Source organism: Streptomyces sp. NPDC048496 (assembly GCF_043200055.1).
Classification (GTDB): domain Bacteria; phylum Actinomycetota; class Actinomycetes; order Streptomycetales; family Streptomycetaceae; genus Streptomyces.
The window spans coordinates 72970-83786 of the sequence record NZ_JBICXB010000030.1; the positions used below are offsets into that span (position 1 = coordinate 72970).

The following is a 10817-nucleotide window of genomic DNA, read 5'->3' on the forward strand; positions in this document are numbered from 1 at the left end:
GCGAACTACAACACCGTCACCAGCGACAACACCCCAGGCGACAGGCCCGGCGCCCCGCGCACCCCGAACGCCTCGGCGAACGGCTCATCGACGAAGACCTCCGCGAGGTGGTCCCGCACCCGCATCGCCAAACTCCCCTCGGGGAACGCCGCCCGCGCCACCACCACGGTCTGCTCCGGGATCTCCGGCAGTCCCACCGGCCGCATCGACATCCGTACCGCCTCCACGGCCGCACGACGGAAAAGCGACCCCAGGAACGATCATCGCGAACCCGCCCTCACCCCCGCAATGAATTGGGCAGCAGAGTCGCTGCGCTGCCTGCCCTTCCGGGCCGCGGTCGCAGCGGCCCGCGTGGCCACTCGCCTGCCGGGCCGTCCGTCACCAGTTCCGTACCGGGTGCGCGGGCTGCGCTCGCCGAGTCGGCGGCGAGCGGCGTCTCCGGTCACCTGAAGAATTCCCTAACCGGGCACGAACACATGCGTCCATGCTGATCAGGACGGTGGACCGGTCCGGACGGTGCGAGGCCGGAGCCGCCGCCCCCGCACGGCGCCGGGGCGGCGGCGGTGGTGACAAGGAGGTCTGGCTGATGATGTCCCGAAGATGCTCGCGGCATGCGCCGCTGCTGACCGCGACGCTGCTCGTGATGCTTGCCGCGGCCGGGTGCGGCGGCTCCGGCGACGGGGCTCCCTCGGTCGCCGACCGGCCGCGGTCGGATGCCACGGACCGTACGGGCGACAGCGGCGGATCCCCGGCGAAGAAGCCGCCGGCCGACCCCTGCGGGCTCATCTCCGTCCAGGAGGTCCAGCAGTTGGGAGGAGTGTCCGTCACGGCCAAGCCGAGCGAGTTCAACACCACGGGCTGCGAGTACTCGCACGAAGGGGTGCTGATCTCCTCGACCGTACAGGGCGACGAAGCCAAGGCCTTCGCCGACGACATGCTCGCGGGAGCCCACAAGAAGCCGCTCTCCGGAGTGGGCGAGGAGGCCTACTCCTACGACGCCTCCGATCACGGGACCTTCGCCGTGCTCTTCCGGAAGTCGGGCACCTGGGTCGCGATGACCGTGGTGGCGGACAGGGCGGACAACGCCGGGCGGCTGAACGAACTCGCCCGGACGGTGGCTGCCCGCATCTGACACCGGCAGCCGGGCCCGCGCCGGGCCGCATTCCACGAGCACGGCACGCGGTCGGCGGGGCACGTGCCGGCGGTAGCGGGTGCCCGGTGCAGAGGAGGGGGCCGGGCACGGGCGGAAGTGCTGTCGTGCCGCGCGGCCCGTTCCCGGGACCCACCTCGTCCGGCCGTGCCGGAACCCTGTCACGCCCGCGTGCGCGTGCGCGACGAGGCGGTGGCGGAGCACTCCACGAGGCCGTCTGTCGCCGCTGCCCGACAACCGCGGCGACCACGAGAGGCGATGGAACGACCGGTGGCCCGAAGGATTCCTGAACAGGGCGCGAACACGCTAGTTGATGATGGTCCGCGGGGGCGCGGCGCCGCGCGCGTCGGCCATGGCGAACGGATCACGGCATGAGAATCATCCGGCTGCTGTCGGCTGTGTCACGGGGGTCGCGGCTCTCTGCTGGGGTGGGCCGTGAGCGCGCCGCGCCCGGGGAGGCGGGTCGCAGCGCTCACGATCGCGCTCCTCCTGACCACCACGGCGGCATGCGGTGGCGCACCCGGGCGTGTGCACGAGGGCTCCGGCCCGGCCGACACGTCCGAGGCGCCGTCGCCGAAGGGGGCGGCCGTCGACCCCTGCGCCCTGGTGACCAAGCAGGAGGCCGAGAAGCTGGCCGGTACAGCGCTCGACCCCGCCACACCGGTACGGGAGACCTGCACCTACACCGGTCCCGTCACTGGGCCGACGGCCCAGGTGGAGATCTTCGTCGGGGACGGTGCGAAGAAGTACCTCGACATCGAACGCGACCTCGGACACACGCTCAGGCCGCTGGCCGGTGTCGGCGACGAGGCGTACGCCGAAGACGAGGCGGTCTTCCTCCGCAAGTCCGACCGGTGGATGTCGATCCGCCTGGTGCGCCTCAACGACCCGGCGGAGAACCGCGAACCACTGGAAGAGCTGGCCCGAAGGGTGGCCACCCGGATTTGACCCTGGTGCGCACCCGTTCCACCGGCAAGTACCGGATCGACGCTCTGGAGAACCTCGGCGAGGTTCGGATCTCCGAGCCCGCCGGGACCCACGCCAGGAACCCCGCCGGGAACGCGCTGGGAACCCCGCCGGGAGTGAGTCCCGGACTTGCCGAAACCACCCGACCCGTCCCTCTTCGCCATGAGTATCCTGACGCGGTGACCACCAGCGCGGGAGGGGCCGCGGGCGCTGACCGGGTGCGCGCCCCCGACACCGTCGCGCGACTGGCGGAGTCGGCCCTGCGACAGGGGAAGTACAACGAGGCGCTGCGGCATGTCGCGACGCTCCCGGCGGACGCGCCGCTGCCTGCCGAACTGGCCTGGCGGCTCGGCCGCGTACTCCACCAGCGGGGCGAGTTCGACGGCGCCGAGTCGCTGTACGAACGCGCGGCCGCCGATGCCGGGGACACCGGTGCGGACCAGGCCCAGCTGCTGGCCGGCCGGTCGACAGCACGCTGGGCCCGTGGTGACCGGACGCGGGCGCGGAGCCTCGCCGACGAGGCGGTGCGGGCTGCCGAGCAGAGCCGCGACGACGCTGCGCTGGCGGCGGCCTACCTCGCCCAGGCGCTGGCCTCCTTCAGCGAGGGCGACCGCGCCGCCAACGAACACGCCTACGCCAGGGCCTTCGCGGCGGCCGAACGGGCCCGGGACACAGGCCTGCAGCTGCGGATCCGCTCCAACGTCGGCTCCCGCCTGGTCGAGGAGGGGAGTCTGCGCGAGGCGGTCGACGCCCTCACCGAGGCGATCCGCCTCGGTGAGGGCGCCCCCCAGCAGACGCTGCTCGCACTGGCGCTGCACAACCGCGCCGAGGCCTGGCTGGGGCTCAGCGATCTCAACGCCGCCCGCGCCGACGCCGACCGCGCGCTCACCCTGTGGCAGCGGGAGGGCTCACCACTGGCCGCGTTCGGACTGCTGATGATCGCCCGGGTGCACCTGACCCGGGGCTCCGCCTGGCAGGCGACGGCGGCCTACCGTGAGGCCGTGGCGCTGGCCGAGCCGGACGGCAACGCCCAGGTCGTGGCGCAGGCATGGGCGGGACTGGCGCGCACCTGCTACGCCGACGATCCGGCCGAGGCGGCGCGGTACGCTGAGCTGTCCCTCACGCTTCCGAGCGCCGCCGGGCCGGTCACCGGCGAACTGGCCGCGGGCTGGGTCGCACTGTGCAGCGGAGACACCGCCTCGGCCGCCCGGTACGCCGCAGACGTCCGCTCGGAGGCCGGCCGCCGCCGCGACCCGGCCGGGCTGGCCGAGGCGATGGAACTCGCCGCGCTCGCCGCATACCGGGGTGATTCGGCCGCGGTGCCGGGGCGCCCTAGCGCACGCCGTGCCGCCGGGCAGCTGGTGGAGGCGGCCGCGGTCTGGGCCGACACGGGCAACGAGGTGGCACTGGCCACCAACGCGCTGCTGCGGGCGCGCCACGCGGGTGACCGGCTGTCCGAGGACGTCGCTTGGCAGCGGCTGCACCGGCTCGGGGTGTGCGACGACGTCTGGCACTTCGCCGGGCCGCTGGCGGCGATCGGTCCGCCGCCGGTCCCCGAGGTTGCCGTGCAGGCCCTGGGCCACTTGGCGGTACTGCTCTCCGGAACGCCCGTGCCCCCGGCCGGATGGCAGTCGCGGAAGGCCCGTGAGCTCGTCAAGGTGCTGGCGGGTCAGCTGGGAAGGCCGGTCACCCGGACCGCGCTCGCCGCCCTGTTGTGGCCGCAGACGCCTCCGGAGGTGGCCAACCGCCGCCTGTCGGTGCTGATTTCGACGGTGCGGGCGGTCCTCGACCCGGCGCGGCGGCATCCGGCCAACCGCTTTCTGGTCACCGACCCCTCCAGCGTGCGGCTCAACACGGAGCACGTCGCCCTCGACACGGTCCGGTTCCACGACGCGGCCCGTGCGGCCATCGCGGCGGACGCCGCGGTCGAGGGCAGCCGGGACACGGCGGTCGGCGTCGAGGTGGTGGCGCGCCTGGAAGTGGTCGTCGGCATGTACACCGGCGACTTCGGCGACGACGGCGAGCTCACCGGAGAGTGGAGCGAACGCCCGCGCGCGGCCTTCGCCGAGCTGCACCGCGACGTCGTCCGTACCCTCGCCCGGCGCTGCCTGCGGCTGGACCGCTGCGACGCGGCAGCCGGCTGGTACCTGCGCCTGATCGGCGAGGACGGCTACGACGAGTCGGCCCACCTCGGACTGGTCGCCGCACTCTCCGCGGCGGGCCGGCACGGCGAAGCCCGCCGCCGCTACCGCGACTACGCCAAGCGCATGCACGAGATCGATGTCCGCCCCGTCCCCTTCCCCGCGGCGTGACGGCCCGGGCGGGAAGCCCGCGGGCGTACGGTTTGCCCCCGCGCCCGGCCTGTCCCGCGCGAATACCCCGGTTCGGGCCGTTGACCAGGACGTTTATCTGGGCGGGTCAGGCTGCGTGCTCATACTCGTTGATAAGGCCACCGAGTAGTTGGGTCCGGCGGACGGGGGTGTTGAACGGGATCACTGCGGCTGGCTGATCGGCCTCCACGGCCTGGGGAGGTTGTTGCTGGAGGGATTGGTGGGGTCGGTGCCGGTTGTAGTGGTTGGTGTAGGTGTCCAGGACGGCGCGTAGGTGCCGTTCGTTGAGGATAAGAATCCGGTCGGTGCACTCTCGGCGGATGGTGCCGACCCAGCGTTCCGCGAAGGCGTTCGCCTTCGGCGATCTTGGCGGGGAGAGCAGGACCTCCACGCCCGCGCCGGCGAGGACGGCGTCGAAGGCATCGGAGAACTTCCCGTCCCGGTCCCGCAGGAAAAACCGGAATCGGTCGACACGGTCCCCCAGCGTCAGCATCAAGTTCCTGCCCTGTTGGGTCACTCAGTCCCGGTTCGGGTGGGCAGTGACACCGAGGATGTGCACCCGGCGTGTCTCGGCCTCCATGACGAACAGCACGTACAGACGCCGACAGAAGGCAGTGTCCACGTGGAAGAAGTCGCAGGCCAACAGGCCCGATGCCTGGGCTCGCAGGAAGGATGCCCAGCTGTCGCGCGCCCGCTGGGGCGCGGGCGGAACCTTGCCCTGGCGCATGACCGCCCGGACCGTGGCGGCCGAGACGGCGATACCCAACCGAGCCAGCTCCCCCTGCACGCGCCGATGGCCCCACAGGGGATTCTCGCGAGCGAGGCGCAGGATCAACTCCCGCGTCTCTTCGGGTATCGGTGGTCGGCCGGCCCGCTTATGGGGGTAGGTCCACGCGTCCGCGATCAGCTCACGGTGCCACCGCAGCAGTGTTGCCGGGGTGACGAAGAAGCTGCTCCACCGCTCCCTGGGCAGCAGCCGCGACAACGCGGCCGGCATGACCCGGTCGCCCGGCTCCAGCCTCGGCCGACCGACCTGGCGTTCCAGCACCGCAAGCTGGTGCCGCAACACCAACAGTTCGACGTCCTTCGCCGCATTGCCCAGCAGCCGCAGGCCTGCCAGCTCCAGCGACCGGCGTGCCAGCACGTAGATCCACGACCACCGCATGACCATCGATCATGCCCGAACCAGCAGCCACCCCGCAGGGAAACCCTGCAGCTCAACGCCCCTAACCGGAGTTTTCACGCGGGACAGGGTGGAAACGGAGCCTCACAGGCCACCGCGCCAGTCCCCGACCCTACTGAGCACCGCACTCAGCAGGCCGATGAGGGTGCCGTGCGCCCTTGATCCCCGTGTGGAATCTCTACTCCACTTCCTGGTCAGTCAGAAGACCGCAGTCGCCCCGATCACCCGGCCGTCAGCATCGGCACCCTGAGCGGAGCCCTTCTCCGCGGGCTCACGTTGAGCGGCCTGAGACAAGACCGAAGCCTCAAGAAGCGGCCGAAAGCGTCGGCCCGCTCAGGCTGATGCGGCTGTTCGGCATCACCGAGCAGACCGCCATGCGCTACCTCGGCGCGGCCCACCCGAAACGCGCCGTCAAGCTGCCCAGGTAGTGCGCCTGGTTCAGCCCTGGAGGGTGGCGAGCCAGTCGGTCAGCAGACGGTTGACCTCCTCGGGGCGTTCCTGCTGGATCCAGTGGCCGCAGCCGTCCAGGAGGTGGGAGGCGGACAGGGCGGGGAGGGTGGTGGGGTAGGCGTCGATGGCGTCGGCCATCCAGGTGGTGGAGGCGTCCAGTGCGCCGCCGATGAACAAGGCGGGCTGTTTGATCGGGGCTCCGCGGTGGGGGGCGAGGTCTTCCCAGTCGCGGTCCATGTTGCGGTAGCGGTTGAGGGCGCCGGTCAGGCCGGTACGTTCGAACTCCCCGGCGTAGACGTCGAGGTCCTCCTCGCTCAACCAGGCCGGGAGCGGACCGGCGGGGAAACGGTCGCGCATCTGAAGGCCCAGGGCGACGAAGTGCGGGTCGGGCTCGCCCTCGGCTGGCATGGTATCGGCGGACAGGGCCGCGTAGAAGCCCGCGAGCCAGCCCCGGACATCGGGCTCGATCTCGGCCTCGGCGCGGCCGGGCTCCTGGAAGTAGGAGACGTAGAACTCCTGCTCGGGGCCGCCGATCTGGCCGAAGACGTCGGTGGGGCGGGGGCCGCCGGGCGGCGCGTACGGGACGCTCAGCAAGCCGACCGCGCCGAAGACCCCGGGGTGGAGCAGGGCAGAGGCGGCGGCGATGTTGGAGCCCCAGTCGTGGCCGACGACCACCGCGCTTTCCTCGCCGAGGGCGCGCACGATGGCGACATTGTCCTCCACCAGGTCGAGCATTCGGTAGGCGTCGGTCGCGGCGGGCTTGGAGGAGCGGCCATAGCCGCGTACGTCGATCGCCACTGCCCGGTACCCGGCCGCGGCGAGGGCCGGGAGTTGGCGGCGCCAGGAGTACCAGGACTCGGGGAAGCCGTGCACGAGCAGGATCAGCGGGCCGGTGCCCTGCTCGGCCAGGTGCAGGCGCCCGGCAGGGGCTTCGACAATGCGGTGGCGGAGTGCGGCGGTCGGCTCGGATTGCATGGGGGACTTCTCCTCGGTTCGCGGGCGGCCGGCGGGTACCCATCGATCATGCGGCGCGGCGGCCACTCGGCGCGATCAGCGTTGCCATTCTGGCAAGCTTGCAGGACAGGGTGGTGAAGCGGCACGGCGGGAAGGAACAGGGACGGTGGCAGGGGACGACGTGGCCCAGACGCTGGCGGCGATGGGGCCCCGGCTGCGGGTCGTGCGCGAGCGCCGTGGCGTCACACTCGCCGATGTCTGCTGCGCGACCGGCATCTCGCCCAGTACGCTGTCGCGGATCGAGACCGGCCGGCGCAAGCCCACCCTGGAGGTGGTGCTACAGCTGGCGAAGGAATACGGAATCTCCCTGGACGAGCTGGTCGGCACCGCACCCGCCCTTGCGGCCGAGCCCCGCAGCACGGCGCCGCACAGCTTCGGCGACGACAAGGCGGTGTTGCCGCTGACCCGGTACGTCGGCGGCCTGCACGCCCACAAGCATGTCCTGCCTGCCGTCGAGGGGCCGCCCGGGCGGCCCCGGCAGGTGTCCCACGAGGGCTACGAGTGGCTGTGCGTCCTGTACGGGCGGCTGTGGCTCGCACTCGGTGACCAAGACCTCGTCCTGACTGCCGGGGACGTCGCCGAGTTCGACACCCGCATCCCCCACGGAGTCGCGAACGCCGGGTCCGCCGGACCGGTCGAGTATCTGATCTTGTTCGGGCCTCAGGGAGAACGTCTACGGCCGCGCACCCCTCCAGCCGCTGGTCGCGGGACTGGTGACAGAAAGGCTGCTGAATGAGCAGTTGTGACAAGCCGCGCGCCTCGTTGGTGACAACCACGCTGCTTCGTTCGGTCTCGTTCGCCACGTCATCCGGCTCTATCGGTGACAACTAGCGTGCTTCGGCTCAGTGACCAGCTCGCCGAAGTGCAATCCACGGCGGGCCGCGATTTCCGATTCCTATGTGAAAGCGAGTCCTGATGAACACGTCCGACGGGTGGCGTCCACGCCGTGTCCCCGACGCCCGCGCCCCTCGCGCGTCCATCGACTACGCGAAGGTCGGCCGGTCCGCGGTGCGGCGGCGCGCGCGGGGCATGACGCACACCGAAGCAGCGGCGGGCCTCGAACGGGCCGAACTCGACGCGCACCTGAGCCGCCGCGACGAATCCGCATTCGACGACGGCGGCCGCCGTGAAGCGGAGCTCGCGGAGTGGCAGCGCATCGTGCAGCTGCTCGCCGCCCTCGCCCGCACCGGCGCCCCGGATGCCGACGGCGACCTCGAGTTCGTCGGCCGCCTCGCCCAGGCCGACCAGGCCGACCAGGCCGCCACGAACGCGCTCGCCGCGTGGCTCGGCAACGCGGCCGCAGTGAAAGGCGGCACGGCGTGAGCGCGACGGACGAGGTCGTGGTGGCCACCTGGAGCGAGCACAGCGCGGTCGGCCACCACTACGAGGACCTGCTCGCCGACGGCCAGGTCATCGCCTGGACCGAGCCGCTCTTCGGCGAGACGCTCTACCCCGGCGACGACGACCCCGACTACAACCCGATCTGCGACTGCCCGCGCGTCCCGCAGCAGTTCTGCATGGAGTGCGCCGGCTGCGCCGCCTGCGGGCAGTGCTCCGGTCCACACATCTGGCCGCCGCGTCGGGACTGATCACCACATATTGGCTGGTACGCCACTGCTGTACACCGTGTTCCACATCTACGGTCTGGACTACTCAAAACCGTCCGACTGATGGGCAGTTGGGTGGCTCAACAAAAGGGAGACCGTTTCATACGATTAAGACCCATTGCGAGTATGTTTGCCGTTTCTGTAGCGCTGGTCGCCGCCAGCACACAGACAGCGTTGGCGGACCCGCCACCGAATCCGGGACCGCCGGAGATGACAGTGTCCGCGGGGGAACACACTGCGCAAGACGCGAGCTGCGACTACTACGCGTCGACGCCCAACTACAGCGGCTCCCGGATGACGGGCACCGGAGGCATCAAGACGTGCTCAGGTGCAACCGCGGCCTGTACCAGCGAGGTAGACCTCGAGTACTACAGCAACACTTCAAGCCAGTGGTACACGACGGGCACTTCAAGGCAGACCCTATGCGCGCCCCCGCTACGGTCGTCGACCTCAGCAGCAACCTGCGTGCATCACACCGGTGACACGAACCGCGCCTACCGCACCAATACGTACGGGACCCTCGTGAGTGCGGGCGGCTCTGTCGGTAGCGGCACCGTATACAGCAACGTTCTGTACGTTCCCTGCACCTAGTGGGACATTGGGGGCCTGGGGCCGTTGTACTCGTCCTCGGTGCCAGGCCTTCCCCCTCCCACCGAAAGGATCGGCCGTGCTCCCCGACAACGACATGCTGTGGCGTCGTTGCGCTCATCTGGGTCGTGTCCTGCTGCCGTTGGTAGATCAGGAGTCATGGCGGCAGGCCCGTCGCCACGAGAACCTGCGGGCCTGGGACATTGACTCGCAGGCAGGCGAGCGACTGATCGAGACCTTCGCCGCTCTGGCGACCCATGCTGTCGCAGTCGACTCCTCACTAACCGCCGCAGAATTAGATGATCTGTCACTCAAGACCGTGGCTGACGCGGCGACCGGCAAGCACGACTACGAACTGCTCGCCGGGCTCCCGAAAACCTTCGCCGACGACCGTGACGAACACGCCGTCAACGTCTTTCGCCTGCACGTCCACCGGGGCGGTCAGCACGGCCGTCGACTCACCCAACTGAGCACGGAACTGCGCCATGCACTGCTCGTCCTCGCCGAACGGGCACCCACATGTGGGGGAGTCTTCCGCCAGGCGGCCGAGGCTCGCCTACCGCAGTGATTCCATAGGTCAGACGGGCAGGCCGCACTCCCCACCGCAGGTGGTGGCTGTGGGCCAGGCGACTCCCCGCACTCCGGGCAGACAGCTAAGCCCACTACCGCCTGCCAAGTAACCGGTATGGCCCGGGAGCGGATCCGGTGGCCGGTCTGGCTTTGTTGGTCAGGAGCGAGAGCGTTTGTCACCCAAGGGCAAGAACACCCCGTGGACAAGGCAGACGATGTAGCCGAGTTTCAGCAACGCCCGGTTGCTTGACTCGGCATTGATGTTGTGCGTTCCCCTGGCTGTGTGTCGCGGGCGGTCATCGTATGCACGACGGGCAAGGGACGGGGTGGCAGGATGACGCGGTGTCCGACTCTCGCCATGAACCGTGGCTGCGCGGCATCGCCTTCAATCCGGCGGCGCCCTCCGACGTACTGATACGCCTGCTGGATCAAGCGGCTGGTGAGGTCGGCCTGCTGATGTGTAAGGGCCGCGACCTGCCCGACGCCGTCGTCGACGCAGCCCTCCGCTACCCGGCCTGGCGGATCCGCGGCGCGCTCGCCGGCAACCGCTACGTCGACCCCGCACGACTCGCCCCCTTGGCAACGGACCCGTCGGGACTCGTCCGTGCCCGGCTCGCCAGCAGCCCTTATCCCCGTCCCCGATGGGTCCGACCGCTTCCGGACGACATCCTCGTCACCCTCCTGACCGCCCAGGACGGGGGCGAGGACGGCAAGCTCACCGAGAACGAGATCATCGGGGAGCTCGAATCGTCCCAGCAGATCCCGCTGTCCTTCTACCGCTCCATGGCCGGCCGCGAGCACCCCGAACTCCGGATACGGGCCACCTGGAGGTGGCAGACGCTCACCCCGGCGCAGCGGGCGGGGCTGCGTGCACGCTGGTTCGCCGGCGACGAGGTCTACGGCGGGCGCGAACTGCGCCGCAGTGCTCGCCGGCTCGGCTTCGACTACGCCCTGTCGGT

11 protein-coding genes and 1 pseudogene are annotated in these 10817 nt (G+C 70.6%); 8 read left to right on the forward strand and 4 right to left on the reverse strand.

Going from position 1 to position 10817, the window contains the following annotated elements; all coding sequences use genetic code 11:
• Positions 1-5: 5 nt before the first annotated feature.
• Positions 6-212, reverse strand: a complete 207-nt coding sequence (locus tag ACGFSA_RS24225) for a hypothetical protein (RefSeq protein ID WP_393307482.1) — start codon at positions 210-212, stop codon at positions 6-8.
• Between the two features lie 272 nt (positions 213-484).
• Between ACGFSA_RS24225 and ACGFSA_RS24230 the strand changes: the two genes are divergently transcribed.
• The 3 genes from ACGFSA_RS24230 to ACGFSA_RS24240 all read left to right on the forward strand — a co-directional run bounded on the left by ACGFSA_RS24230 (position 485) and on the right by ACGFSA_RS24240 (position 4428).
• On the forward strand, positions 485-1132 hold the full coding sequence (locus ACGFSA_RS24230) for a DUF3558 family protein (RefSeq protein WP_393307484.1): 648 nt from the start codon (positions 485-487) through the stop codon (positions 1130-1132).
• 453 nt (positions 1133-1585) lie between these two features.
• On the forward strand, positions 1586-2098 hold the full coding sequence (locus ACGFSA_RS24235; RefSeq protein WP_393307485.1) for a hypothetical protein: 513 nt from the start codon (positions 1586-1588) through the stop codon (positions 2096-2098).
• A 197-nt stretch (positions 2099-2295) separates the two neighbouring features.
• Positions 2296-4428, forward strand: a complete 2133-nt coding sequence (locus ACGFSA_RS24240) for a BTAD domain-containing putative transcriptional regulator (RefSeq protein ID WP_393307487.1) — start codon at positions 2296-2298, stop codon at positions 4426-4428.
• A gap of 106 nt (positions 4429-4534) precedes the next feature.
• Here ACGFSA_RS24240 and ACGFSA_RS24245 read toward each other — a convergent pair whose 3' ends face one another.
• The 3 genes from ACGFSA_RS24245 to ACGFSA_RS24255 all read right to left on the reverse strand — a co-directional run bounded on the left by ACGFSA_RS24245 (position 4535) and on the right by ACGFSA_RS24255 (position 7054).
• Entirely contained in the window at positions 4535-4939 is a 405-nt protein-coding gene (locus ACGFSA_RS24245; protein WP_393307489.1) for a transposase, read from the reverse strand.
• 24 nt (positions 4940-4963) lie between these two features.
• Positions 4964-5611: a helix-turn-helix domain-containing protein gene (locus tag ACGFSA_RS24250; protein WP_393307491.1), complete on the reverse strand. Its 648-nt coding sequence runs from the start codon at positions 5609-5611 to the stop codon at positions 4964-4966.
• Between the two features lie 456 nt (positions 5612-6067).
• Positions 6068-7054 carry an alpha/beta fold hydrolase gene (locus ACGFSA_RS24255; protein WP_393307493.1) on the reverse strand — a complete coding sequence of 329 codons (987 nt, stop codon included), beginning with the start codon at positions 7052-7054 and terminating at the stop codon, positions 6068-6070.
• A gap of 145 nt (positions 7055-7199) precedes the next feature.
• Between ACGFSA_RS24255 and ACGFSA_RS24260 the strand changes: the two genes are divergently transcribed.
• The 5 genes and pseudogenes from ACGFSA_RS24260 to ACGFSA_RS24280 all read left to right on the forward strand — a co-directional run.
• A complete protein-coding gene (locus tag ACGFSA_RS24260) occupies positions 7200-7829 on the forward strand; it encodes a helix-turn-helix domain-containing protein (protein WP_393307495.1) in 630 nt (209 codons plus the stop codon).
• 179 nt (positions 7830-8008) lie between these two features.
• Positions 8009-8416 (forward strand): hypothetical protein, encoded by a 408-nt coding sequence (locus ACGFSA_RS24265; protein ID WP_393307497.1) that lies wholly within the window; start codon positions 8009-8011, stop codon positions 8414-8416.
• Positions 8413-8682 carry a hypothetical protein gene (locus ACGFSA_RS24270; RefSeq protein WP_393307499.1) on the forward strand — a complete coding sequence of 90 codons (270 nt, stop codon included), beginning with the start codon at positions 8413-8415 and terminating at the stop codon, positions 8680-8682. Before ACGFSA_RS24265 ends, ACGFSA_RS24270 begins: the two co-directional genes overlap by 4 nt.
• Before the next feature lie 685 nt (positions 8683-9367).
• Complete coding sequence (locus ACGFSA_RS24275; protein WP_393307501.1) at positions 9368-9856, forward strand: hypothetical protein; 489 nt, start codon at positions 9368-9370, stop codon at positions 9854-9856.
• 344 nt (positions 9857-10200) lie between these two features.
• Positions 10201-10817, forward strand: a pseudogene (locus tag ACGFSA_RS24280) (hypothetical protein); the annotation flags it as partial.

Excerpts from the sequence above, each read along its gene's own strand:
- ACGFSA_RS24225 (WP_393307482.1), bottom strand. The coding sequence starts at position 212 with ATGTCGATGCGGCCGGTGGGACTGCCGGAGATCCCGGAGCAGACCGTG.
- ACGFSA_RS24245 (WP_393307489.1), bottom strand. The coding sequence starts at position 4,939 with ATGCTGACGCTGGGGGACCGTGTCGACCGATTCCGGTTTTTCCTGCGG.
- ACGFSA_RS24250 (WP_393307491.1), bottom strand. The coding sequence starts at position 5,611 with ATGCGGTGGTCGTGGATCTACGTGCTGGCACGCCGGTCGCTGGAGCTG.
- ACGFSA_RS24255 (WP_393307493.1), bottom strand. The coding sequence starts at position 7,054 with ATGCAATCCGAGCCGACCGCCGCACTCCGCCACCGCATTGTCGAAGCC.
- ACGFSA_RS24230 (WP_393307484.1), top strand. The coding sequence starts at position 485 with ATGCTGATCAGGACGGTGGACCGGTCCGGACGGTGCGAGGCCGGAGCC.
- ACGFSA_RS24265 (WP_393307497.1), top strand. The coding sequence starts at position 8,009 with ATGAACACGTCCGACGGGTGGCGTCCACGCCGTGTCCCCGACGCCCGC.